The sequence below is a fragment of the Rhodoferax aquaticus genome, assembly GCF_006974105.1.
Taxonomy (GTDB): domain Bacteria; phylum Pseudomonadota; class Gammaproteobacteria; order Burkholderiales; family Burkholderiaceae_C; genus Allorhodoferax; species Allorhodoferax aquaticus_A.
On the sequence record NZ_CP036282.1, the window covers coordinates 621,791 to 643,815 of the forward strand.

The 22,025-nt window shown below is 60.0% G+C and carries 24 protein-coding genes; 8 read left to right on the forward strand and 16 right to left on the reverse strand.

The features are described from left to right. The first annotated feature begins 3 nt into the window (after positions 1 to 3). The gene (gshB, locus tag EXZ61_RS02895) at positions 4 to 951 is read left to right on the forward strand and encodes a glutathione synthase (RefSeq protein ID WP_142808846.1); all 948 of its coding nucleotides are present in this window, start codon (positions 4 to 6) and stop codon (positions 949 to 951) included. A 128-nt stretch (positions 952 to 1,079) separates the two neighbouring features. Here gshB and rfbC read toward each other — a convergent pair whose 3' ends face one another. The 6 genes from rfbC to EXZ61_RS02925 form a co-directional block, all read right to left on the reverse strand. Then, positions 1,080 to 1,622, reverse strand: coding sequence for a dTDP-4-dehydrorhamnose 3,5-epimerase (gene rfbC, locus EXZ61_RS02900; RefSeq protein ID WP_142808849.1), 543 nt, complete (start codon positions 1,620 to 1,622; stop codon positions 1,080 to 1,082). Beyond that, positions 1,622 to 2,533 (reverse strand): glucose-1-phosphate thymidylyltransferase RfbA, encoded by a 912-nt coding sequence (rfbA, locus tag EXZ61_RS02905; protein WP_142808851.1) that lies wholly within the window; start codon positions 2,531 to 2,533, stop codon positions 1,622 to 1,624. The genes rfbC and rfbA overlap by 1 nt, the downstream gene beginning before the upstream one ends. Positions 2,534 to 2,535: 2 nt before the next feature. Beyond that, positions 2,536 to 3,441 carry a dTDP-4-dehydrorhamnose reductase gene (gene rfbD / locus EXZ61_RS02910; RefSeq protein WP_142808853.1) on the reverse strand — a complete coding sequence of 302 codons (906 nt, stop codon included), beginning with the start codon at positions 3,439 to 3,441 and terminating at the stop codon, positions 2,536 to 2,538. Continuing rightward, complete coding sequence (gene rfbB / locus EXZ61_RS02915) at positions 3,438 to 4,538, reverse strand: dTDP-glucose 4,6-dehydratase (RefSeq protein WP_142808855.1); 1,101 nt, start codon at positions 4,536 to 4,538, stop codon at positions 3,438 to 3,440. Before rfbB ends, rfbD begins: the two co-directional genes overlap by 4 nt. A 178-nt stretch (positions 4,539 to 4,716) precedes the next feature. After that, positions 4,717 to 5,529 (reverse strand): class II glutamine amidotransferase, encoded by an 813-nt coding sequence (locus tag EXZ61_RS02920; RefSeq protein WP_142808857.1) that lies wholly within the window; start codon positions 5,527 to 5,529, stop codon positions 4,717 to 4,719. Between the two features lie 23 nt (positions 5,530 to 5,552). Continuing rightward, the gene (locus EXZ61_RS02925) at positions 5,553 to 5,744 is read right to left on the reverse strand and encodes a 4-oxalocrotonate tautomerase (protein ID WP_142808859.1); all 192 of its coding nucleotides are present in this window, start codon (positions 5,742 to 5,744) and stop codon (positions 5,553 to 5,555) included. 181 nt (positions 5,745 to 5,925) lie between these two features. Here EXZ61_RS02925 and EXZ61_RS02930 point away from each other — a divergent pair, with 181 nt between their 5' ends. Further along, positions 5,926 to 7,380 (forward strand): ArnT family glycosyltransferase, encoded by a 1,455-nt coding sequence (locus EXZ61_RS02930; RefSeq protein WP_168224683.1) that lies wholly within the window; start codon positions 5,926 to 5,928, stop codon positions 7,378 to 7,380. Between the two features lie 4 nt (positions 7,381 to 7,384). Continuing rightward, on the forward strand, positions 7,385 to 8,209 hold the full coding sequence (locus EXZ61_RS02935; protein ID WP_168224684.1) for a phosphatase PAP2 family protein: 825 nt from the start codon (positions 7,385 to 7,387) through the stop codon (positions 8,207 to 8,209). Positions 8,210 to 8,221: 12 nt separating this feature from the next. Here EXZ61_RS02935 and EXZ61_RS02940 read toward each other — a convergent pair whose 3' ends face one another. From EXZ61_RS02940 to EXZ61_RS02960, 5 genes are all read right to left on the reverse strand, one after another. Beyond that, entirely contained in the window at positions 8,222 to 9,058 is an 837-nt protein-coding gene (locus tag EXZ61_RS02940) for a Rossmann-like and DUF2520 domain-containing protein (RefSeq protein WP_142808865.1), read from the reverse strand. Between the two features lie 6 nt (positions 9,059 to 9,064). Beyond that, complete coding sequence (locus tag EXZ61_RS02945) at positions 9,065 to 10,597, reverse strand: serine/threonine protein kinase (protein ID WP_142808867.1); 1,533 nt, start codon at positions 10,595 to 10,597, stop codon at positions 9,065 to 9,067. Then, positions 10,594 to 11,346, reverse strand: a complete 753-nt coding sequence (locus EXZ61_RS02950; protein WP_142808869.1) for a metallophosphoesterase family protein — start codon at positions 11,344 to 11,346, stop codon at positions 10,594 to 10,596. The genes EXZ61_RS02945 and EXZ61_RS02950 overlap by 4 nt, the downstream gene beginning before the upstream one ends. A 93-nt stretch (positions 11,347 to 11,439) precedes the next feature. Next, positions 11,440 to 11,868: an organic hydroperoxide resistance protein gene (locus EXZ61_RS02955; protein ID WP_142808871.1), complete on the reverse strand. Its 429-nt coding sequence runs from the start codon at positions 11,866 to 11,868 to the stop codon at positions 11,440 to 11,442. Between the two features lie 39 nt (positions 11,869 to 11,907). Continuing rightward, complete coding sequence (locus EXZ61_RS02960) at positions 11,908 to 12,417, reverse strand: MarR family winged helix-turn-helix transcriptional regulator (protein ID WP_142808873.1); 510 nt, start codon at positions 12,415 to 12,417, stop codon at positions 11,908 to 11,910. Positions 12,418 to 12,580: 163 nt separating this feature from the next. Between EXZ61_RS02960 and EXZ61_RS02965 the strand changes: the two genes are divergently transcribed. After that, a complete protein-coding gene (locus tag EXZ61_RS02965) occupies positions 12,581 to 14,143 on the forward strand; it encodes a GMC family oxidoreductase (protein WP_142808875.1) in 1,563 nt (520 codons plus the stop codon). Positions 14,144 to 14,409: 266 nt separating this feature from the next. Beyond that, positions 14,410 to 15,093: a glycine zipper 2TM domain-containing protein gene (locus tag EXZ61_RS02970; protein ID WP_142808877.1), complete on the forward strand. Its 684-nt coding sequence runs from the start codon at positions 14,410 to 14,412 to the stop codon at positions 15,091 to 15,093. Here the strand turns inward: EXZ61_RS02970 and EXZ61_RS02975 are convergent. Beyond that, positions 15,049 to 15,978 carry a helix-turn-helix domain-containing protein gene (locus EXZ61_RS02975; RefSeq protein WP_142808879.1) on the reverse strand — a complete coding sequence of 310 codons (930 nt, stop codon included), beginning with the start codon at positions 15,976 to 15,978 and terminating at the stop codon, positions 15,049 to 15,051. The two genes, EXZ61_RS02970 and EXZ61_RS02975, sit on opposite strands and share 45 nt — an antisense overlap. Before the next feature lie 61 nt (positions 15,979 to 16,039). Here EXZ61_RS02975 and EXZ61_RS02980 point away from each other — a divergent pair, with 61 nt between their 5' ends. Then, on the forward strand, positions 16,040 to 16,495 hold the full coding sequence (locus EXZ61_RS02980; RefSeq protein ID WP_142808881.1) for a DUF3224 domain-containing protein: 456 nt from the start codon (positions 16,040 to 16,042) through the stop codon (positions 16,493 to 16,495). Here the strand turns inward: EXZ61_RS02980 and EXZ61_RS02985 are convergent. Further along, on the reverse strand, positions 16,492 to 16,770 hold the full coding sequence (locus tag EXZ61_RS02985; protein WP_142808883.1) for an HNH endonuclease: 279 nt from the start codon (positions 16,768 to 16,770) through the stop codon (positions 16,492 to 16,494). The two genes, EXZ61_RS02980 and EXZ61_RS02985, sit on opposite strands and share 4 nt — an antisense overlap. A gap of 234 nt (positions 16,771 to 17,004) precedes the next feature. Here EXZ61_RS02985 and EXZ61_RS22335 point away from each other — a divergent pair, with 234 nt between their 5' ends. Next, positions 17,005 to 17,130 (forward strand): hypothetical protein, encoded by a 126-nt coding sequence (locus EXZ61_RS22335; protein WP_281063819.1) that lies wholly within the window; start codon positions 17,005 to 17,007, stop codon positions 17,128 to 17,130. Between the two features lie 25 nt (positions 17,131 to 17,155). Here the strand turns inward: EXZ61_RS22335 and EXZ61_RS02990 are convergent, their stop codons facing one another. Further along, complete coding sequence (locus EXZ61_RS02990; RefSeq protein ID WP_142808884.1) at positions 17,156 to 19,330, reverse strand: HD domain-containing response regulator; 2,175 nt, start codon at positions 19,328 to 19,330, stop codon at positions 17,156 to 17,158. A gap of 89 nt (positions 19,331 to 19,419) precedes the next feature. Between EXZ61_RS02990 and EXZ61_RS02995 the strand changes: the two genes are divergently transcribed. After that, positions 19,420 to 20,250 carry an HDOD domain-containing protein gene (locus EXZ61_RS02995; protein ID WP_342590566.1) on the forward strand — a complete coding sequence of 277 codons (831 nt, stop codon included), beginning with the start codon at positions 19,420 to 19,422 and terminating at the stop codon, positions 20,248 to 20,250. A gap of 21 nt (positions 20,251 to 20,271) precedes the next feature. On the opposite strand, the gene EXZ61_RS03000 is transcribed toward EXZ61_RS02995, so the two are convergent. Further along, positions 20,272 to 21,099 carry an ABC transporter permease gene (locus EXZ61_RS03000; RefSeq protein ID WP_142808887.1) on the reverse strand — a complete coding sequence of 276 codons (828 nt, stop codon included), beginning with the start codon at positions 21,097 to 21,099 and terminating at the stop codon, positions 20,272 to 20,274. Continuing rightward, positions 21,096 to 22,019: an ATP-binding cassette domain-containing protein gene (locus EXZ61_RS03005; RefSeq protein WP_142808889.1), complete on the reverse strand. Its 924-nt coding sequence runs from the start codon at positions 22,017 to 22,019 to the stop codon at positions 21,096 to 21,098. The genes EXZ61_RS03000 and EXZ61_RS03005 overlap by 4 nt, the downstream gene beginning before the upstream one ends. Positions 22,020 to 22,025: the final 6 nt, after the last annotated feature.

The window sequence follows — 22,025 nt, forward strand, 5'->3', positions numbered from 1 at the left end:
CCTATGAACATCTTGTTTGTTGCCGACCCGCTTGAGTCCTTCAAGATCTACAAAGACACCACCTTTGCCATGATGCGTGAGGCACAGCGGCGTGGGCACACGGTGGCGGCGTGTGAGCCCGCGCACATCGTGTGGGCGCGGGGTGGCAAGGTCCAGGCCACGGTGCGCAGCCTGCGTTTGACCGGCGAGGCGGATGCCTGGTTTGACGTAGTTGACACTCCCACGCTGGAACTGCACACCTTTGACGCAGTCATCATGCGCAAAGACCCGCCGTTTGACAGCGAGTTTTTCTACGCCACCCATCTGCTGGAGCAGGCCGAGCGTGAAGGTGCCAAGGTGTTCAACAAGCCCAGGGCCTTGCGGGACCACCCAGAAAAACTGGCCATCATGGAGTTTCCGCAGTTCATAGGCCCGACCTTGGTCACGCGCGACCCGCAGGCGGTGCGGGCTTTCCATGCGGAACACCGCGACATCATTCTCAAACCGCTGGACGGCATGGGCGGCACCGGCATATTCCGCGTGAAAGACGATGGCTTGAATTTGGGCGCGATCATTGAGACGCTGAACCAAGACGGCACGCAGACCCTCATGGTGCAAAAGTTCTTGCCCGCCATCAGCGAAGGGGACAAGCGGGTGCTGGTGATCGGCGGCAAGCCTGTGCCGTATTGCCTGGCCCGCATCCCGCAAGGTGGTGAGGTGCGCGGCAACCTAGCGGCCGGCGGCAAAGGCGTGGCACAAGCCATCACTGCTGCCGACCGCGCGATTGCAGAGGCCCTAGGCCCCATATTGGCTGCACGCGGCTTGCTCTTGGTGGGCCTGGATGTCATTGGGACCCACCTGACCGAGATCAATGTGACCAGCCCTACCTGTTTTCAAGAAATCACCGACCAAACCGGCTTTGACGTGGCCGCGATGTTCTTGGATGCTTTGGAAGCGGCAACTGCCGCGTAGGGAGCGCTTGTCGCTTTAGCGTGGGGCGGGCGAACCCGTTGCATCAGTTCTAAGGCCCAATAGGGCCTTGCCGCCCATGGATATTGGGTGGGCAGCTATTCAATTGATAGTGACTGCCGTGCGGTCACCTACCCAAACACCTGCGCAAACGCCGCCCCTTGCGCATCCTTGGCAGACAGCTTGGGCGACCCCGTCATCTGCGGCCACACGATGCCTACGGTCGGGTCGTTCCAAGCAAGGCAGCGCTCATGCTCTGGGGCGTAGTAGTCGGTGGTTTTGTACAAAAACTCTGCGTGCTCAGACAGCACCACAAAGCCATGGGCCAAGCCTGGTGGCACCCACATCTGGCACTTGTTGCTGGCCGACAGAATTTGCCCCACCCATTTGCCAAACGTGGGGGATTGCGGGCGAATGTCGACCGCCACGTCAAACACCTCGCCTGCCGTCACGCGCACCAACTTGCCTTGGGGGTTTTGCACCTGGTAGTGCAAGCCGCGCAGCACCCCGTGGGCCGATTTGGAATGGTTGTCTTGCACAAAGGGCAAGTTCACGCCCGTGGCTTTGGCAAAGTCGCGCTGGTTAAAGCTCTCGTAGAAAAAACCACGCTCATCGCCAAACACGCGCGGCTCGATCACGAGCACATCGGGTATGGCCAATGCTGTCACTTTCATCAATACACCTTGTGTTCTAGGAGGTTGAGCAGGTACTTGCCGTACTGCGATTTGGCCAATGGTTTGGCGAGTGTCTGCAACTGCGCGTCATCAATCCAGCCATTGCGCCACACGATTTCTTCGGGTGCGGCCACTTTGAGGCCCTGGCGGTTTTCAATGGTGTAGATGAATTGGCTGGCCTCCATCATGGATTCATGGGTGCCGGTATCTAGCCAGGCATAGCCGCGGCCCATGGTTTGCACATCCAACTGGTCGAGGTCCAAGTACATGCGGTTGAGGTCGGTAATCTCTAGCTCACCACGTGCAGAAGGCTTGACCTGCTTGGCCAACTCCACCACTTTGTCGTCGTAAAAGTACAGGCCGGTGACCGCATAGCGTGACTTGGGCTGCGTGGGTTTTTCTTCCAAGCTGATGGCATGGCCTTTGTCATTGAACTCCACCACGCCGTAACGCTCAGGGTCGTTGACGGCGTAGGCAAACACGGTGGCACCTTGGGTTTGCGTGGTGGCGCTCTCTAGCAAGCCTGCAAAGTCATGGCCGTAGAAGATGTTGTCACCCAGCACCAAGGCGCTGGGGGCTCCGTCCAAGAACTGCTCGCCAATCAAAAAGGCCTGTGCCAGCCCGTCAGGGGACGGCTGCACCGCGTATTCAATGCGCATGCCCCATTGGCTGCCATCGCCCAGCAGCAACTCAAAGCGCGGCGTGTCTTGGGGGGTGGAGATGACCAAGACCTCACGGATACCCGCCAAGAGCAGCACGCTCAAGGGGTAGTAAATCATGGGCTTGTCGTACACGGGCAAGAGCTGCTTGCTCACCGCTTGGGTGGCGGGGTACAGCCGGGTGCCCGAGCCCCCGGCCAAGATGATGCCTTTGCGTGGCTTGCCGCTGGGGCTGTTGGAGGTGTTGCTCATAGTTACTTCCCTGATATTTCAATCAACATGCGCTTGACCCCGTCTTGCCAGTGCGGCAAGCGCAGTCCAAAGGCGGCTTGCAGCTTGCTGGTGTCCAGGCGTGAGTTCAAAGGCCGCTGGGCCGGCGTGGGGTAGCTGCTGGTGGGGGTTGGGGCCACTTTGTCTGCTGTAGCTTTCAGCGGCAGGCCCAGTGCTGCCGCTTGCTCCAGCACAAACTGGGCGTAGCCATGCCATGTGGTCTCACCTGCCGCAATGCAGTGGTACAGCCCAGCCAGTTCGGCTTGGGTTTGCACACGGCGGATCGCATGGGCGGTGACGTCTGCCAACAGTTCTGCAGAGGTGGGCGCGCCAAACTGGTCGTTGATCACGGTCAGTGCATCCCGTTCGCCGGCTAAGCGCAGCATGGTTTTGGCAAAGTTGCCACCCCGCGTGGCGTACACCCAGCTGGTGCGCAAGATCAAATGCTTAGGGGTCAGGGCGACCGCCTGCTCACCTTCAAGCTTGGTCTGGCCATACACGCTCAAGGGGTCGGTAGGGTCGGCTTCTTTCCACGGGGCGGCGCCGCTGCCGTCGAACACATAGTCGGTGCTGTAGTGCACCAGCCATGCTCCTATTTCAGTAGCTGCTTGTGCAAGCGCAGCGGGCGCAAGGGCATTAATCGTGCGTGCCAGCTCGGGCTCGCTCTGAGCCTTGTCCACTGCCGTGTGTGCGGCGGCGTTGACGATCACATCGGGGCGCACGCTGGCGACTGTACGGGCTAAGCCTTCCAGATCGGTGAAGTCCCCGCACAGCCCCTGTGGGTTGTGGCTAGCATCAAAATCCAGGGCCACCACCTCGCCCAGCACGCTTAGCGAGCGCTGCAACTCCCAGCCCACTTGGCCGCCACGGCCGAATAACAGGATCTTCATACGGCGACCTTGTCGAGGGCCTTGTGTTCGCCGCTGTGCTCGCCATATTGCTTGCCAATCCAGTCACGGTAACCGCCACTTTGCACGTTGCGCACCCACTCGGGGTTGTCCAAATACCACTGCACGGTTTTACGGATGCCAGTCTCAAAAGTCTCTGCGGGCTTCCAGCCCAGCTCTTGTTCTAACTTGCGGGCATCAATCGCATAGCGGCGGTCATGGCCTGGGCGGTCGGTCACGTAGGTGATTTGCTCTTGGTAGGGCTTGCCGTCGGCACGGGGTTTGAGTTCGTCCAGCAGCGCGCACACGGTGTGCACGATCTCGAGGTTGGGTTTTTCATTCCAACCGCCTACGTTGTAGACCTCGCCTACGGTGCCCGCTTGCAAGACCCGGCGAATGGCGCTGCAGTGGTCTTTGACATAGAGCCAGTCGCGGATTTGCTGGCCGTCTCCGTACACTGGTAGGGGCTTGCCCGCTTGGGCGTTGACGATCATCAGCGGGATGAGTTTTTCTGGGAAATGGAAGGGGCCGTAGTTGTTGGAGCAGTTGGTGGTGAGTACCGGCAGGCCGTAGGTGTGGTGGTAGGCACGCACCAAGTGGTCGCTGGCCGCTTTGCTGGCGGAATACGGGCTATTGGGCTCGTAGCGGTGGTGCTCGGTAAAGGCGGGGTCGTCTTTGGCCAAGGAGCCGTAGACCTCGTCGGTGGAGACGTGCAAGAACCTGAAGGCTTCCTTGCCTGTGGCATCCATCGCACCCCAGTAGCTGCGCACACACTCCAGCAGGTTGAAGGTGCCAACGATGTTGGTGTGAATGAAGTCCGCTGGGCCGTGGATGGAGCGATCTACATGGCTCTCTGCTGCAAAGTTGACGATGGCACGCGGCTGGTACTGGGCCAGCAGCTGCGCCACCAAGGCGGCATCGCCAAAGTCACCTTGCACAAAATGGTGGTTTGGGTTGCCTTCTAGCGCGGCTAGGTTTTGTAAGTTACCTGCGTAGGTGAGTTTGTCGAGGTTGACCACGGGCTCCGTCGAGCCCTCGAACCAGTCCAGCACGAAGTTGCTGCCAATGAATCCGGCGCCGCCGGTAACGAGGATCGTCATGCGTGTTTCCCTGAAGGCTGAAGTTGTGGGCCGATTATCTGCTTTACTCTAACGGATGGTGCTTCATAAGCCCGGGGACTAAATGCAAAAAAACGCCACAAGTTGCACCCGTCATTGCGGCTTGCCGAACCTCGTCGGCAAGCCTTTTTGTGCAGGCGGAAAACGGGCCTGCGTTTGCCTAGGCCAGTGCCAATTCTTCGACTCCCGCGCGCACTAACGGGCAGCCGTCTTTGAACACCCGCAATTCACCGGGTGCCATGGCCACCCAGTTTTCGTTGGTGGTCAAAGGTTCTGTGACCACAATGATCAAGCGGTCTTCGGGGCAATTGAGTTCAGACAAGTCGACCTTGATGTCTTCATCCTTCATATGGACTTCGGCAAACGGATGCTGTCTTTGCACATAGTGCAGCTTGGTACTGGCATGCGCCCATAGCGCTTGCCCGTTGGAGAGTAAAAAATTGAAGGTTCCGTGCTTGGCAATTTGGGGCACCAACTCGGCCAATGTTTTGGTGAGTTCTTCTTCAGAGGGCGCTGCTGCGTGCGATTTGTTGAGCTCTTGGAGTAGCCAGCAAAATGCGAGTTCGCTGTCTGTGCTGCCGACGGGTTTAAAGCTTCCGTGCAAATGGGGGGCAAATTCTTTCAAATCGCCGTTGTGGGCAAACACCCAGTAGCGCCCCCACAGCTCCCGCATGAACGGGTGGCAGTTTTCCAATGTGACGGCACCCACGGTGGCTTTGCGTACATGGGCCACCACGTTGTGACTTTTAATGGGGTAAGTGCGCAGCATTTGCGCAATGGGGGAGGTGGCGGCGCTTTCCTTGTCGACAAAGAAGCGTGCGGCGCGGCCAGGTGCTTGACCTTCGCTTTCGAAAAAAGCGATACCCCAGCCGTCGGAGTGGTGGTCGGTGCATCCGCCACGCTGAGAAAAACCGGTAAAACTAAGCGTGAGGCTGGCCGGCAAGCGGCTATTCATTCCAAGCAATTGGCACATGGTGGGTTACTCCAGAGTGTGGGTCACTGTCGGGGCTCTGACCACAGCTTGCCGCCGGTTGCCCAGTTGTGGCGCTGAACGTCGGTGAACACGATATCGACCGATCCAGGCGATACCCCCAAGACTTCTACGCTGACGCGGGTGATTTCTTCGACCAGTTTCTTCTTTTGCTCGAGCGTGCGGCCTTCAAGCAGTTCAATGTGGTAGGTGGGCATGGGCTTCCTGTGGGGTGGCCTGGCAGCTCCGCCTAAAGCTGTCAGGGCGTGCAGTGAGGTGAATAGGGGCAATACCGAGCAGTTTAGACTGCGGGCTTCGTATTTTTTCACAAACACCACCTTGCTTTCTTTTTTTCATCGTTTTGACATCAATTGGCGCTTAGCTGTGCTGCTGGTTGTGGTGTCAATCGTTCACTTTTCGGTGGGGGCTGTGCTTGGCCTGTCAGTGGATGAGGCGCATTATTTGTTGTATGCGGCCCATCCGGCGCTGAGTTATTTTGACCACCCTCCTATGGTGGGATGGGTCCAGATTCCGCTTGTGGCGCTCAACGCGCCAGAGGCCGTACTTCGATTGGTCCCGCAGGCTTTGTGGCTCGCCAGTGCGGTGTTGGTCTACCGCATCACGGTGCGCTTGTCGGGCGATGCTGCAAGGGCCGCGCAAGCAGCAGTGTGGGCGACCCTAGCCTTTGCCGCTGCCCCGCTGTTGCATGTGTTGGGAATTGGCTTGTTACCTGACACATTGCTGGTGTTTTGGAGTCTGGCCATTGCAGCACAAACTTTGCGACTCATGGAGACATCGGTTGCGCAGCGTGCCGGGCCATGGCTGCTCATGGGCTTGCTGTTGGGATTGGCGGGCTTGAGCAAGTACACCGCGATTCTCCCGGCGGCGGCTATGGGGGTGTGTATGTTGCTGGCGCACGGTTGGGCCGTGCTGCGCAACAAATACCTGTGGGTAGCAGCGGTACTTGCGCTCGCGCTTGTTTCGCCAGTCCTGGTGTGGAATGCACAGAACCAATGGGTTTCCTTTCATTACCAAGCACAGCATGGCGCAGGTGGTGCCTGGTCAGGCGTGCACGTCTTGCGGTTTTTGGGCTTGCAGGTGTTGGCGTTTGGCCCTTTGCTGTGGTGGGGAGCTTGGGGCGTGCACGCGGTGGCGCGAGGCCAGCGGTGCTTGCTCGCCTTTTTTGTGATTCCCTTTGCCGTGTTTGCATGGATGTCTGGCGGCGGCAGCAGTCTGCCGCACTGGACAGCTCCAGCCTGGGCCGTGTTGGCTCCCTTTGCGGGTATAGCCTTGGCTCGGAGTGTGCAATCCCGCGGGCGATGGGTCGTGGGGGCCCTTCTTGCCTTGCAATTGGCAGCGTGTGCAGCGCTGCTCGGACTGATGGCCAGCGCGGGGCAACCCTGGGCGGGCAGCCAACAGCGTTATTCCGCGGCTCCTACCAACCCGTTTGCCGACCTGCATGGCTGGAGTGAAGCGGGGCAAAAAGCAAGCACCTTGGCGGCGCAACGCGGACTGACATCGGTTGCCGTGCAGAACTGGACCTTGGCAAGCCGCTTGGGCTGGTACGTACGTCCTTTGCCGGTGTACGCGCTGGATGACCGCTTTGACCAGTTCGATCTCTGGGCCGGTGATTTGCCAGCAGGGGGCAACACCTTGTTGGTGGATTGGTCCCAGATGGCCTACACCGTGCCACTGGCACCCCATGGTTTTGCGAGCTGCACTTGGTTGGACACGCTGCCCATTGAGCGCTTGAGCGCAAGCTTGTCTCGCTTTGACTTCTACGACTGCCGAGCTTGGTCTGGCAAGCCAGCACCCCAGCTGAAGATAGATGCTGGTGCCACCTACCCAGGATGAACTGATGTCTGAACCCGCGCATGTTTCTGTCGTCGCCCCTAACCCGTCTGCGGTAGCCAAGTGGGTCTGGGCGGTGCCCTTTGTTTTGTTCCTGCTGACTGCACCCTTGTGGCTGCATTGGTGGGAGCCGCAGATGTACCTCTACATCAATGCCTTGTGCCTGCCTGTCGCGGCGTGGGTATGGACCGGCTTGTCGATCTTCGGCAACGGTTGGGGGATATTTGGGGTCACGGCGCCCTTACTGGTGTTGGCGCCGCGCGCCATGTGGGCGTGGATGTGCGCAGCGCCGTTTGCTGCTGTGTTGGCCCGCACAGGCAAGGACTTGCTGGAAAGCCCGCGTCCCGCAGCCGTCGTGGACAACACCCAGATGCGTATTGTGGGTGAGACCTTGCACAACGTTTCTATGCCTTCCGGCCATACCCTCACCGCATTTGCGGTGGCGGCAGGTCTGTACTTTTCCGTGCCGCGGGCCACACGTGCCCGATACGCATGGTTGTGGTTGCTGGCAATGGGTGCTGGCCTGTCACGGATTGCGGTGGGCGCCCATTGGCCGGGTGATGTAGCAGTAGGCGCGGCGTTGGGCATCTTGGCGGGCTTGTTAGGCCATACCGTCTGGCAACGCGTGCCCGCGACTTGGTTGGTGCCTAGCCACTGGGCCGCCCGCCTTGTGGGTGTGTTGTTGGCATTGGCGTGCTACCACATGGTGTTTGATGAGCTCGACTTTCCGGAAAACTGGGTCCTGCAGAACATTTTGGCCGTGGTGACAGCGGCATCGTTGCTCGCGTTTGTGTGGCAGAACTGGCGCTTGCGCGCTTCAGCACAGCGCTAGTTGTTCGGCTACCTAGGCTTTGCCGGCCAAGCGCAAGGCCAGTTGGCTTAAGGCTTCGTAGGCCGCTCCTGAGGGCGCATCCCATTGCCTGACCGCTTGCGCTTGCCGTTCAATCGCAGGGAGGTCCCCCCGTGCTGCGGGTCCGGTGAGCGCTTTTTGGGGACCCAGGGCCAGGATGTTGGTCACCGCGTTGTGGAGCAGGGACGCGCGCAAATGGGGCAGTAAGAGCTCGGGAACGCCCACGGCACGCCATGCCTCTTCCGCAACGCTTTGCAGCACCGGCAAAAAGTTGGTCGCAAACACGGCGGCTGCGTGGTACAGCAACTTGTCTTCTTTGCGGATTTCAAAACACTGCGCGCCAATGGCCTCAAACGCTGTTTGCAGCTTCGCCTGGCTAGGAGAATTTCCTTCTAATGCGCAAGGTGTTCCGGCAAACTGTTGCACTGCCATTGTGGGGGTGGCAAAGCTCAAAATGCAGTGGGCACTGGCGACCTGCCAGCCGCGGACTTGCAGGGGTAGCAATAGGCCAGAGTCCAACGCACCACTGCAGTGAAAGACCAAAGGAGCGGGAGGTCTCGTACCAAGGTCGGGCGCTCGCTTTTCAAGTTGGGTGATGGCTTCGGGCAGTCGTGCGTCGGGCGTGGCTAGCATCCAGACATCGGCCGGCCTAAGTGCTTGCGTGCTTGTGCAAGCCGTGCCGGCACCGATGAAGGCGCAGGCGGCCTGTGCGGTATCAGGCCGCGTGGTCAGCACGTCTTGAACTGTAAATACACCGTGCTGGTGCCACAAGTGCGCCAGGGTTTGTCCGACCCGACCCGCGCCTACGATATTGAGTGTTTGGGTTTGCATGCTGTGTCAGCCCAAGGGGCCAAGGTCATCCCCGTACAAGGGACTTGGCAGCTTGGCGTCTGTATCAGAGTCTGAATCCGAGTACCCCGGCGCCGCCGCACGGCTGGGGCTTGCGGGCTGGGCAAGCTGTTCAAACGGAAGTGTTTGTTTCACCAAGATCACGGTGCATGGCGCTTCCATGGCTACTTTGATGGGTACGGTTGCAATAAAACGCTGGGTTTTGGTCCCATGCGTGGCTGCGCCCAACACAATGACGCTCACGCTATTGCCCACCGCATAGTCCAAGATGGCCTGCGCCACATCATGTGATTCAAGCACGTGAAACGAGGTTTGGTGTCCCGGGTGGTCTAGCGGTGTTGCCCATTGGCGCAACTGCGTCAGGTAATGGCGCTGCAAGCTGGTTTCGCTATGGGCGGTGTGGGTGGTGCTGCTGAGTCCCGGCGATATGACCGTGATGCAGGCCAAGCGTGCCCCGGGGCGGGTGCCTAAAGAGCGTGCCACCGCTTGGCGCAGCGAGTACAAGGTGGCATCGCTCACATCTTTGTGGGGCAGTGCCACCAGAACGATGGGTACTTCTTCAATCTGCTGTGCGGGCAGGGGGCTGGGCTGGTAGTGCATACCGGCGGCTTTGATCCAGCGCTTGAAGTGGGTCCAAGCGGGTGTGCCCTCGGTTTTGCCGCCTCTGGCGGTGATGGTCACCTGCGTGGGGTGGGTGAGGTCAAAGGCCAGGTGCGCAGCCGACGGGTAGCGCCGCGCTGCCTCGGGCTCTAGGCAGCGCAAGATAACTTCCTGCAGCCACGCCGGTACGCCGGGTTGGTGGGCTCGGGGCGGAATAGGGTCCATCCATAAGCGCTGGCGCAGCCCACCGGGGGTCTGCGGCTCGCCAAAAGGGAGCTCTGCGGTCACTAATTGGTACAGCATGACCCCAATGGCAAAGACGTCACTGCGCGGATCCCCCCGCACGCCAACCACTTGTTCCGGTGCCATCCAAATGGGGGAGCCCACGGCTTTACGTAGTTGTTCGGCCAGTAAGTCCGGGTAGTGGGCGTGGCACGAGAGGCCAAAGTCCAAGAGCACCGCGCTGGCGTCGTCCCGCAGCAAAACGTTGGCGGGCTTGAGGTCGAGGTGGACCGCATTTTGTTGGTGGAGCGCGTGGGCCGCGCGGGCCATGGCCGTGCCCAACTGGGCGACCGCTGCCGGGTCGGTCATGCGGCCTTGGTCCAAAACCTGTTGCACGGTACGGCCAGGGATGTATTCCATGACCAGGTAAGGCATTCGGTCTAAATCGCCAGTCGCGACAAAACGGGGCACGTGGCGCCCCGTGAGCACCTGCATGAGCTGACTTTCGATCTCGAAGCTCACAATGTTTTCGCCTCCGTCACCCGCAGTCATGCGTGGGATTTTCATGGCCATTGGGAAGCCCGGGTCTTGCGCGCCGTGGGCATAGTGCACCCGGTAGATGTGGGCCATGCCGCCAGCGTGCATGCATTCTTCAATGACAAAACCGTCGAGAACCTCGCCGGGCTCCAGCAGTTTCATCTGCCTATCTCCAACCGATGGGCAAAGAACTCCGGAAGACCTGCCCTGCGAATAGCGCTCGCGGCGCTGGAATTGTCATAGTCCACCCGGTGGAACGTCAGCTGGGCGCGCTCTGTGTCAAACATGGCGTACATGGCTTTGGTATTGCCGTCGCGCGGCTGCCCCACAGATCCAATGGTGCTCAGCCATTGCCTATGCCGCGGCACGGGCAGGGCAACGCCGGGAAGCGGAGTGAACATCATCAACTCTGTGTCAGCACCCCGGTAATACAGCGTCTGCAAATGCACATGGCCACCAAACACATAGCGGACATCCCGCCAGTCTGCAGTGGCATTCAAACTATCGGTCGCAGCGCGCTGGTCGTAGACATAGCGCCATAGTTCAGGCTCATTGACGCTGGCGTGCACAAACAGGCTGGCCTCGTGCTGGAGGGTCATAGGTAGCTGGTCTAGCCACTGGTGGTGCTCTGGCGTGAGTTGGCGGTGGGTCCAATAGGCAGTGCTGTCGCCAATGGTTCGTACCGACGCGGGCGGCGCAACGGCCATGGCATCGTGGTTGCCCTTGAGGACCAGGGCACCCTCTTCGGTCAGCAGGCGCACACGGTCGACGACAGCGCGGGGGTCAGCGCCGTACCCAACCAAATCGCCCAAAAAGACAAAGCGCTGCGCTTGGCGTGCACGTGCGTGCGCCAAACAGGCATCCAGCGCCTGTATATTGGCGTGGATATCTGACAGCAAGGCCAGTCGCATTCAGTTCTCCCTTGGCTAATCCAAAGGAGCATCATGCCGCATTCAGCTGACGCTGAAATTGCGAATACGCAGAAAAACTGGCCTTGCGGGGCTTTACGCGACGGTGATGGTCACGTCGATATTGCCGCGTGTTGCGTTGGAGTAGGGGCAAACTTGGTGCGCCTTGTGCACCAAAGCTTCCGCTGCTGCGCGGTCCATGCCTGGAATACGCACCACCAATTGCACTTCAATGCCAAAGCCTTGGGGGATTTGTCCAATGCCCACCGTGGCGTCAATGCTGGTGTCCGCAGGCAAAGCCAGCTTTTGGGTGCCAGCAACAAACTTCATGGCACCAATAAAGCAGGCACTGTAGCCAGCGGCAAACAGTTGCTCCGGGTTCACGCCAGCACCGGGGCCACCCATTTCTTTTGGCACTGCCAATTTCAGGTCCAACAAGCCGTCAGAGGTACGGGTGGTGCCGTCACGCCCGCCTGTGGATGTGGCGTGGGCTTGGTAAATGACTTTTTCGATGGTGTTGCTCATGGTCTTCTTTCAAGGTTATGCCTCGGGTGCGAGGCGGGTTCAACGGGGGGTAACAGGTTCGGCCGTAGCGCTGGCGGTACTGGCGTTAATTTGGTCTCGCAACTGCTGGATCTGGCGAGTAATGGCCATCAGTTCTGGCACGGGGCATTGCGTTTGCGCCACTACACACGCGGGGATGTTGCGGGCTTGGGATTTGAGGGCCGCGCCGTGGGTGCTTAAGTACACCTGCACGCGGCGTTCATCCTCAGCGCTGCGCTGACGGGTCAACAGTTCAGCTTGCTCCATGCGCTTGAGTAGGGGGGTCAGGGTGCCAGAGTCCAAGCCAAGGCGGTTGCCCAGTTGGCTGACGGTCAGGCCATCGCCCTGCCACAAAACCAGCAATACCAAATACTGCGGGTAAGTGAGGTTCAGCGCTTCTAGCAGGGGCTTGTACAACTTGGTCATTGCCAACGAGGCCGAATACAGCGCAAAACATAGCTGGTTGTCCAGCGCCAAAGCAGCATCGCCGCTGGGCACGGGGTTATCGGTTGATGTGTTTGGCGTTGACATGGGTGAATTGTCTTACACAATTAAATTGAGAGCAATTTAATTGTGTAATTACCATTGTGCCGATGTGGTCATCTGGGGCGTGACCGGGTGTCAGGGTCTGGGCTAGAGTGTGGTCACCGGCCGGCGGGCGGCTGGTGCAGGCGCAAAGGTCACGAAGGACTTCATGTTTGACTACATCATCATCGGTGGCGGAACGGCGGGCTGCGTCTTGGCGGCGCGCTTAAGCGAAAAGCCCAACACCACGGTTGCGCTGCTTGAGGCTGGCGCGGCACCTGACCATGTCGTGCTGCGATGTCCTGCTGCCGCAGCAGTGCTGGCGCGCACGGGTCAATGGAGTACGCAGTTAGCAACCCTCGCACAACCGGGGCTCAATGGCCGTCAAGTCACTTTGCAAACTGGGCAGATCCTGGGGGGTAGCAGCGCCACCCAGCCCGCACATTGGCAGCCCGCTCAGCGCGAAGACTATGACCACTGGGCCGCAGAGGGCAATGTGGGGTGGGGGGCAGACGACGTACTTCCTTACCTCCACAAAGCACAAGCCCAGCTCGCCCTCGACCCGGACGATGCGCCGCACGACCTCGCGCTTGCCAGCCAGTTCCTCCAAGGCGCGCAAAGCGCTGATTACCCCTTGCATGCAGATTCCCTGCACTTTGCGGGGCGCGGCGCTAGTCTGCTTAAGCAACTGCGCCACCAAGGCGTGCGCCAAACTGCCGCAAGTGCCTATTTGCAACGCACGACCTTGGAGCGGACCAATTTGCGGGTGTTTACCGAAGCCCATGCGATGCGAATCTTGATCGACCACCACCGCGCGGTTGGCGTCGAGTTTGTGCACGCGGGCCAAACCATGCAGCTGCATGCCGCAGGCGAGGTCGTGCTGTGCTCTGGTGCCATCGGATCTGCGCACCTGCTTATGCTTTCCGGCATTGGGCCCCACAAGCAATTGGTGCAAAAGGGCATTGCCACCGTGCATCACCTGCCTGGTGTGGGCCAAACCCTGCATGACCACTTGTGTCTGACATTGCCCATGCGCACGCCCCATGCGACGAACCCACTGGCGCTCACGCTGGGTGGCTTGTGGACATTTGCCCGCGCGTGGCGGCAGTGGCGTAGCACGCACAGCGGCTTGCTCGCTGGCAACTTCAACCCAGCGGGCGCCTTCATCGTGAGCGAAGACCATTTACGCACCCCAGACCTCCAAGTCTCGCTATATACCCAGCCATGGGCCGCGCGGGAGCACATGCTGGGCTGGGCGTCTGGCTACGCCTGTAGCTTGCACTTGCTGCGCCCAGCAAGCCGCGGGCGCGTGGCGCTGGCAAGCAAAGACCCGTTTGCGGCCCCTGTGGTGGACCCCGACTATCTGGGTGTGCGCTTCGACATGGAGCGCATGGTGCGCGGCTTCAAGGTGATGCGCACCATCCTTGAGCAGCCGAGCTTGAAAACATTGGGCGGCGTGGAGTTGGCCAGCACCGCACGTGCGCGCAATGATGTCGAAATAGAGCACTTTCTCCGCGAAAACGCCCATAGCGCCCATCACATGGCAGGCACCTGCCGCATGGGTAACAGCGCAGATGATGTGGTGGACGCACAACTGCGGGTCCACGGCATCGCTGCCTTGCGGGTGGTGGATGCCTCGGTCATGCCTCGGCTGGTGAGCGCAGATCCTTTGGCCACCACATTGATGATTGCAGAGAAAGCAGCGGACCTGCTCCAAGCGGGTATGGCTTAGCTTGTAGCGATAAATCAAGGTAAACATGCCGTTTGCGCCCACCTGTACTGCATTGCTTGCTGCACAACGCATAGCAATGGCGGATGTGCATGCCATGCGCAAACTAGCTCAGTTGCCGTGCTTGCCACCGCAGGCCCCTGTGTAAAGTTGCCCACTTGCCGTGTAAAGATGAAGAAACGGGTCAACCGCGCCCTATGGCCAGGGCGTTGGGGGAGCGCAAGTGCGTTGTTTGAACGCGTTTGCTCCTGTTCCAAAGGTCACTTCATATGAAACGAGTTTCTTCCCTTGCCTTGGCAGCCATTGCGCTGTCGGTGCACGGCCACAGCTTTGCCCAGCAAGACCAAGGGCGTGTGCTTTCCAGCACCCCAGTTCTGCAGCAAGTCGCGGTGCCGCGCCAAGTCTGCACAATCGAACAAGTGGCGGTGCAGCCCCAAAAATCGGGGGCAGGCGCCGTTATGGGGGCCGTTGCTGGTGGCGCGGTGGGCAATGCCGTAGGCCGCGGTGCGGGGCAAGCGGCTGCCACGGTCATTGGGGTCTTGGGCGGCGCAGTACTGGGCGACCGTATAGAAGGCGCACCGCCCGTGCAAATGCAAAACGTGCAGCGATGCGCCAACCAAACGTTTTATGAGAGCCGCACTGCAGGCTACAACGTGGTCTACGAATATGCAGGCAAGCAGTACACGGTGCAAATGCCCAATGAGCCCGGCCCTTATATTGCACTGAATGTCACACCAGTCGGTACACAAGCTGCACCGCCAGTTGCTGCGCCTGCTGTGGTGCAGGCGCCAGCGCCCACCTACTACACACCAGCGCCCATCTACGCACCGGCGCCGGTGGTGCTTGCGCCACCCGTGGTGTATCCGCCCTACTACGCACGACCTTATTACCCGCCCGTCAGCGTCAACCTAGGCTGGGGCTACTGGGGTGGGCACCACGGCCACTGGCATTAAAGCCTGCACACGCTTGGCATATTGCCGGGGCGTGCATCCGACCAGCGCTTTGAAATCATTGATGAAGTGCGCTTGGTCAAAGTAGCCTAGCGCAAGGGCCAAGTCGGCCCACGCTGGGTTCGCTTGGGTGTGGATTTGTTCCAGGGCTTCATGGATGCGGTAGCGCCCGACCACCCACTTGGGGCTAACGCCCACGTAGTGTTGAAACAGACGCTGCAGCGCGCGTGTGTCCAGTCCCGCCGCGATGCCTATGGACTCCACACTGGCTAGGCCCTTGTCTTGGGCAATGGCGTCCAACACCGCGTTCGCGCGGGCTGCCTGTGGCGTCAATGCGGGCAAGTGGTCTAGCAGAAAGGCCTGCGCAACGGATACCTTGGCCTTCGGCGTATCGCAATCGGCCAGTGCGGCGAGTACTTGGCTACTTTGGGTGGGCCAGTAGGTCTGCATCGCGGTTGCGGTGTTTTTCATTCGCGATGCTGCACCGTTAGCGAGTGGCCCTAGCACTCCCGGCTTCAGTTTCACTCCAAAAACTGGCTCCCCCGCCTGCAGGGCGTGCGTGAACTTAGCCGTATGGACGCCATACACGCGCCCCACGCCACCCTCCACCACCCAATGCCAATGCGGGTGAGGCAAGGTGGCTTGCTGAGGCGGGGCAGTTGCAACTGCGTCCGCTTGTGGCGTCCACTGCACATGCCAAAAATGCACAACCCGATCGGCGAGCGCGGCGCATGGCGGCAGCTGCACATGTTCCACGGCCAAGGTCTGCGGACCCCGTAGCACGCCCCGAGCAGCCAGCTGGGCGCGAGTCGCAGGCGTGTTCATGCCCATGCAAGGGGGGCGCGCTGCCAAGCCATTGCCAGCGCTCTGCATGTCGTGTTTTTCCAATCAGTCGGCCTGCACAGCAGGTTTAATTCAGTCAGTCTCATTCCCACAGTTTAGGCACAACATGAACAGTACGCCCAATACAAATACCCCAGCATCTGCAGGCGCCACGGCGATTGCCAAAGGCACGTTTGATCTCACTTTGCAGCCACAGGCGCTCAGTGAGCCAGGCACCACCGCCGGGCTGCGCCGCTTATCGATCGACAAGGCCCTCTCTGGTGACTTAGTGGGCGTGAGCCAGGGCGAAATGCTGGCCTATCGGGTGGACGCTCTGGGCTCCGCTGGCTATGTGGCTATGGAAAAGTTGCAGGGCACTTTGCAAGGCCGCACGGGAAGCTTGGTGTTTCAACACAGCGCCACCATGGACAGGGGCGTCCCCACCCAAAGCATCACCGTCGTGCCAGATTCTGGAACGCAGGCGTGGGAAGGCATCAGTGGCCGCTTCAGTATCTCCATCGTGCAAGGCCAGCACTTCTATGAGTTTTCGTACCAGTGGGGCACTGACTCGCAAGTCGCTTAGGCCGAGGCTTTTGTTGTACGACGCTGCACCCGCCCCGGCTCGACGGCTGATGGCGTGGCTGTCCCTTGGATGTGGCGCTGGTTGTTGCATACATCGTGGCTGATGGCCAAGTTGTCTTGGTGGCTGTTGCCCCCCTCGCTCAAAGGGCGGATGTGCTCCAGAGTGGCGGCTTGTGGCTCCACATGCTGGCCGCACACCCAGCAGGGCACTTGGCCGTGCAACTGCCGAGCCACGGTCTTGTACATCTTGTCGCGCGTGAGGGATAGCTTGCTCATGGCGAGATGGTACTTTATGCAAAAAACTGCCACTGGCGCGCATGGAGTATGCGTGAGTAGCTATGCATAGTGTAGCGACTGTCTGCGGTGCCCAGGCACTTCAGCGTGTCGCAATGCCCCAGTGTGCGTGCAGTGGCCGCCAAGTGGCCGTAGCTGGTGCGGGCACTACCGACCTTCAGCCAATGCACGCTTGCCTGTGTTGGCTGCAACAGCCACCCATCCAGGAGCCCACGCATGATTGCCGTGATTATTGAGGTCATCCCCCATGCCGCTCACTACCAAAACGACTGGGAGATCGCCAGCGCTCGCAAGCCCGCGCTGGAAACATGGGCTGACAGCGCCAGAGCAAGCCCCGAGTGACAGCCGGTTTCCCGCCCGTCTACGCCTAGCTCAGGTAGTTGCGTATATCCACCGCATCGATCTGCTCAGGGGCCAGGTACTGCTTGGCGTATTCCAGATGCACGCCAGAGGTCAGAAAGAGGTCAAACAAATCCGCGTCAATGTGGCCATTGAGTTTGAGCGAGTGCAAGATGGCAATTGCCTCGGAAAACTTCTTGGGTGTTTTGTAAGGCCTGTCTATGGCAGTCAGCGCCTCAAACACGTCGGCAATCATCATGATGCGGGCGGGTACCGACAGGTCTTGCGCTTGCAGGCGCCGTGGGTAGCCCGTGCCATTGAGTGACTCGTGGTGGGTACCTGCATATTCGGGCACACGCTGCAGTGACTTGGGAAACGGCATGCGCTCCAGCATCATGATGCCGTGGATCATGTGCTCATTGATTTTGTAGCGGTCTTCGGGCGTGAGCGTGCCGCGACGCAAGCACAGGTTGTACACCTCGCCTTGGTTGGCCAGCCACTGCGGAATGTCGACCCGAAAACCAAAGTGCTCGGGCGGTACATCCGCGTGGCCGCGCGCAATCAGGTGCCAAGGCATGTCCGCCAGCAATGACTCGGTGGCGGGGAGTGGGCGCAGTCCCTGCGCGCTTCGGCGCTGCAACTCTTCGTGGGCGAGGCCCACGCAGTCGTCAAAGTTGCGTTGCCAAGTGACTTGGCCCATACGACGCACGCGCTCCATGTGATCGGGCGCCATGTCTTCTTCGCCCAAGTTGCAGCGCGCAATGAAGGCAAAGTCTTCCGCAAGCTGCCACTTGGTTTGCTCCAGCTTTCGCGCGCAGGCAGCCGCGTCGTCTCCATTCAACTGGGCCTGCAGTGCCTCCATCTGTGCGTCTCGCAGCAGCACTTCAAATCGCATGCGCACTTCGTGGATGCGGTTGTAAATGGTCTCCAGCTTGGTGGCCTTGTCGATCACGTATTCGGGTGTCGTGATCTTGCCGCAGTCGTGCAACCACGCGCCCACGCGGAATTCATGCCACTCGTCCTCAGTGGCAAAACTAAAGGGGGCCAAGGGCCCTTGCTGAGTTGCATGGGCGGCGCGCGCCAGCATCAAGGCCAGCTCAGGCACACGGGCAGAGTGGCGGCCGGTGTAAGGGCTTTTGGCGTCGATGGCAGTCGCAATGGTGTGGATGAGGCTTTCCATGAAGGCTTTGCGCTCATCAATCAAGGCTAGGTTGTCCAAGGCCACTGCAGCCTGTGCGGCCAACGCCTCCACCAAGGACACACAGTCCTCAGGAAATGGCACCACTTCACCCGTAACCGGGTCTAGGCAATTGATGAACTGCAGCACGCCCAGCACCTCGCCGCCACGCGGTGCCATGGGCACCGTCAGCATGGACACGGTGCGGTAACCGCTGCTCTCATCGAAGCGGCGGGTGCCTTGCAGGTCAAAGCGCGTCTCGCGGTACACGTCATCAATACGCACCGATTGCTTGTGCAGTGCGCACCAGGTGCTGACGTAATGGATGTTGGGAGCACCCGTGCTGCGGTCATGCAGTGGAATTTCAATCGCGGGCAAGGTGTCGTCGCGGGTGCGCATGGCAAAGCGCAAGCTGTCTTGCTCGGTAGCCAGGTACATAGAGCCAGCATCGCAATGCAAGAGCTTGCGCCCCTCAAACAGCGTATGCCGCATCAGTTGATGGCGCTCGCGGGTTTGCGCCATCAAAATACCGTTCTCAATCAGCATATCCAGCCGCGCAGTGCGGGCTTGCACCTGGGCTTCTAGCGCAAGCTGCTCACGGGTATGGCGCTGGTGAGAGCCCTGGGCGAGCAGCAGCTTGCGCAAGCGTATGGCGAGCTCTGTGGGGTGTGGCGGGGTGCGCACGCAATCATTCGCACCCGCAATCAGGGCTTCAGCGCCTAATGCCTGTGCGGACTCAGGCACCCATGCCAAGATGGGGAGCAATGCGGTGCTGCGGCTGTTGCGTAGCTGGTCGATGAGGCGCACAGCCGCTGCATCTGTGGCGACTAGAACACAGGCGTGGACCGCGCTTTCGGTTGCAATCGTTATGACCTCAGTAGCGCTGGTGTGGGCAGTGATGCGGGTGTGGCCCAGCTGAGCCAAGAGGGTGAGCGCAGCGTCCAACCCTGCTGCTTCGGTGCCGAGCACGACCACATGGCAGCTGAGCAAGTCGGCTGGTATGGCGGATGCATCTAGGGCGGGCATGGTGCGCGGGTGCGAGGCTTTGTACCAATATAACAGCCCATTGGCACATAATCGTGTACTGGCTGCGTATGCGCGTACCGAAGGACTTGATGACCATGCATTTGGATGATTTGCTTGATTCTGAACTTGCCTTGCCCAGCATTCCACGTGCGGTGGCCATGGTGCTGAGCGAGTTGGATAGCCCCGACCCCGATCTGCGGGCCATTAGCCAGCACATCAACACCGACATTGGCCTGACGACCCGCCTGCTGGCGCTGGCCAATTCTGCCCAGTACCAACTGGCCTATCGCATTGGCTCTGTGTCCGATGCCTTGGCAGTTTTGGGGCTGAACCAGGTGCGGGCATTGACCACAGCTGCCGCCATGTCGGGCGCCTTCAAGAACGTGCCGGGCTTGGATATGCAGCAGTTTTGGACCTACAGCCTGAATGTGGCCAAGCTCTCCCGCAAGCTCGCACGCAACGCCAAGGCCAATTCCGCAATCGCCTTTACGGCGGGGCTGGTCCATGCTTCTGGTGAGTTGGTTATGCATGTGGGCATGCCAGAGCAAATGGCATGGTTGAACGACAGGGTCGGCCCACTGAGCCTCAAACGCGCCAAGGCTGAGCACCAATTGTTGGGCTACACCTATGCGGAAGTGGGCGCTGGTTTCGCCAAGCATTGGAAGTTTCCCTTGGCCATTGTGGAAGCCATAGAGCACCAGCGCGCACCGTTTGACAACAAAGTCTACGAGGCATTGGCAGGGGTTGTGCACCTGTCATCGTGGCGGGCACGCGCCCAAGAGGCCGGTTATGGCGATGCGCAGTTAACCGATAGCTTTCCCGACGAGGTGGCACTTGCCCTGGGCATGGACATTGATGAAGTGATGCAGCGCGACCCTATCGACTGGACGTCGCAGCAAGAGTCCGCCGGCATGCTCTAGGCAGGGCGGTGCCTGCGTCGACTATTTTTGAAAGCGCTTGCGGGTCAGCGCCAATGCAATCCAAAACGACACCACGGTGTACACCACTAACACGGCGACATGGTGTCCAAAGTTGCTAGGCCACTGGTCCATGAACAAAGGGCGCACCAAGGCGACGGCATTGCTCAGGGGCAACCAGTCTGCAATCACGCGCACCGCCATGGGCAACTGCTCCAGCGGGAAAAACACCCCACTCAAAAACATCATGGGTGTCAGAAACAGCGTGAAGTAGTAAGTGAAAAAGTCATAGCCTTTGGCCAAGGCATTGAAGATCAAGGCAATGCAGCTAAAGGTGATGCCTACGCCCAGCAGAATGGGCCACGCCACCAGTAGCAAGGGGCTGTAGCTAATGCCCAAGGCCAGCATGACGGCCAAGATGGCCGTCACGGTAAACAAAGACTTGAACGCAGCCCACAGCATTTCGGCCAGCACAATGTCGTCCAAGCCCACAGGCGCATTCATGATGCCGTCCCAGGTCTTTTGCACATGCATGCGTGAAAACGCGGAGTACAAGGCCTCAAACGAGGCCGCTTGCATAGCACTCATGCAGATGGAGCCGCTGGCCAAAAACAAGATGTAGGGCACCTTGGTGTCGCCGCTAGCTCCTGCCACCGTGATCTGCCCAACCAGTGCGCCCATGCCGTAGCCGAAAGCCACCAGCCACATCAGCGGCTCTGCAATATTGCCAACCAGGCTGGGAATCGCCAGCTTGCGCCACACCAAAAGGTTGCGCAAAAAAACGGGCCAAAACCGCAGAGACAGCTGCGGTGGGCGCCACACGCTTTGGGTTGGGTGGGGTGTAGTCATCATGCGTCCTCCCGGATCTGGCGGCCGGTCAGTTTTAAGAAAAGGTCTTCCAAATTGGCAGGTCTGTGCAGGGTGCGCAGTTGCGGATATGCCGCCAAGGCCTGTTGCAAGGCCGGCGCTGCGTTGGTGTAGAAAAACACCGTCTCCCCGCTCACCTCGACCCGTGAGGCCATGTCGCGCAAAGGGCTGGTGGCCAGCGCCACCGCGCCTTGGCCAAACACCTCGATGACATCAGGCTCCAGGTGCTGTGCGATCAGGTCGCGTGGCTTGCCTTCGGCAATCTTTTTGCCGTGGTCTAGCACCAAGAGGCGTGAGCACAGGCGTTCGGCCTCGTCCATGAAGTGGGTGGTCAGCAAGATGGACTTGCCTTGTTGCAAGAGCAGCTGCAAGCGCTCCCACATCAAATGGCGCGCTTGGGGGTCTAGGCCCGTGGTGGGCTCATCGAGCAGCAGGAGCTTGGGGTCATTGACCAACGCGCGGGCCAAGGAGAGGCGTCGCTTCATGCCGCCCGACAGCTCGCCCGGTTTGGCATTTGCCTTGTGGCTGAGCGATGCAAACTCCAAGAGGGCAGGAATGCGCTCGCGGATTTGCGCATCCTTCATGCCAAAGTAGCGGCCATAGACCAGCAGGTTCTCGGCGCAGCTGAAGTCGGGGTCTAGCGTGTCCATTTGGCTCACCACGCCGAGTTGTGCCTTGATGGCCAGCGCGTCGCGCGGCATTTGCAAGCCCATGGCATGGATGGTCCCGCCATCGGGCGCGGTCAGCCCCAAGCACATGCGGATGGTGGTGGTTTTGCCGGCCCCATTGGGCCCAATCACCCCCAAGCACTCACCCGGTGCAATGTCGAAGGAGAGGTCTTTGACCACCTGCACATCGCCATAGTGCTTGTGCAGATGCTGTACTGAGAAAAGGGGCGTGCTCATAAGGGG

What these genes read in the sequence shown, in the direction of transcription:
- EXZ61_RS02990 (WP_142808884.1), bottom strand. Translation starts at nt 19,330, where the DNA reads ATGCCCGCCCTAGATGCATCCGCCATACCAGCCGACTTGCTCAGCTGC.
- EXZ61_RS03005 (WP_142808889.1), bottom strand. Translation starts at nt 22,019, where the DNA reads ATGAGCACGCCCCTTTTCTCAGTACAGCATCTGCACAAGCACTATGGC.
- EXZ61_RS22335 (WP_281063819.1), top strand. Translation starts at nt 17,005, where the DNA reads ATGATTGCCGTGATTATTGAGGTCATCCCCCATGCCGCTCACTACCAA.
- rfbD (WP_142808853.1), bottom strand. Translation starts at nt 3,441, where the DNA reads ATGAAGATCCTGTTATTCGGCCGTGGCGGCCAAGTGGGCTGGGAGTTG.
- EXZ61_RS02980 (WP_142808881.1), top strand. Translation starts at nt 16,040, where the DNA reads ATGAACAGTACGCCCAATACAAATACCCCAGCATCTGCAGGCGCCACG.
- EXZ61_RS02995 (WP_342590566.1), top strand. Translation starts at nt 19,420, where the DNA reads ATGACCATGCATTTGGATGATTTGCTTGATTCTGAACTTGCCTTGCCC.
- rfbA (WP_142808851.1), bottom strand. Translation starts at nt 2,533, where the DNA reads ATGAGCAACACCTCCAACAGCCCCAGCGGCAAGCCACGCAAAGGCATC.
- EXZ61_RS02955 (WP_142808871.1), bottom strand. Translation starts at nt 11,868, where the DNA reads ATGAGCAACACCATCGAAAAAGTCATTTACCAAGCCCACGCCACATCC.
- gshB (WP_142808846.1), top strand. Translation starts at nt 4, where the DNA reads ATGAACATCTTGTTTGTTGCCGACCCGCTTGAGTCCTTCAAGATCTAC.
- EXZ61_RS02925 (WP_142808859.1), bottom strand. Translation starts at nt 5,744, where the DNA reads ATGCCCACCTACCACATTGAACTGCTTGAAGGCCGCACGCTCGAGCAA.
- EXZ61_RS02985 (WP_142808883.1), bottom strand. Translation starts at nt 16,770, where the DNA reads ATGAGCAAGCTATCCCTCACGCGCGACAAGATGTACAAGACCGTGGCT.
- EXZ61_RS02945 (WP_142808867.1), bottom strand. Translation starts at nt 10,597, where the DNA reads ATGAAACTGCTGGAGCCCGGCGAGGTTCTCGACGGTTTTGTCATTGAA.
- EXZ61_RS02960 (WP_142808873.1), bottom strand. Translation starts at nt 12,417, where the DNA reads ATGTCAACGCCAAACACATCAACCGATAACCCCGTGCCCAGCGGCGAT.
- EXZ61_RS02965 (WP_142808875.1), top strand. Translation starts at nt 12,581, where the DNA reads ATGTTTGACTACATCATCATCGGTGGCGGAACGGCGGGCTGCGTCTTG.
- EXZ61_RS03000 (WP_142808887.1), bottom strand. Translation starts at nt 21,099, where the DNA reads ATGATGACTACACCCCACCCAACCCAAAGCGTGTGGCGCCCACCGCAG.
- rfbB (WP_142808855.1), bottom strand. Translation starts at nt 4,538, where the DNA reads ATGACGATCCTCGTTACCGGCGGCGCCGGATTCATTGGCAGCAACTTC.
- EXZ61_RS02970 (WP_142808877.1), top strand. Translation starts at nt 14,410, where the DNA reads ATGAAACGAGTTTCTTCCCTTGCCTTGGCAGCCATTGCGCTGTCGGTG.
- rfbC (WP_142808849.1), bottom strand. Translation starts at nt 1,622, where the DNA reads ATGAAAGTGACAGCATTGGCCATACCCGATGTGCTCGTGATCGAGCCG.
- EXZ61_RS02935 (WP_168224684.1), top strand. Translation starts at nt 7,385, where the DNA reads ATGTCTGAACCCGCGCATGTTTCTGTCGTCGCCCCTAACCCGTCTGCG.
- EXZ61_RS02920 (WP_142808857.1), bottom strand. Translation starts at nt 5,529, where the DNA reads ATGTGCCAATTGCTTGGAATGAATAGCCGCTTGCCGGCCAGCCTCACG.
- EXZ61_RS02940 (WP_142808865.1), bottom strand. Translation starts at nt 9,058, where the DNA reads ATGCAAACCCAAACACTCAATATCGTAGGCGCGGGTCGGGTCGGACAA.
- EXZ61_RS02950 (WP_142808869.1), bottom strand. Translation starts at nt 11,346, where the DNA reads ATGCGACTGGCCTTGCTGTCAGATATCCACGCCAATATACAGGCGCTG.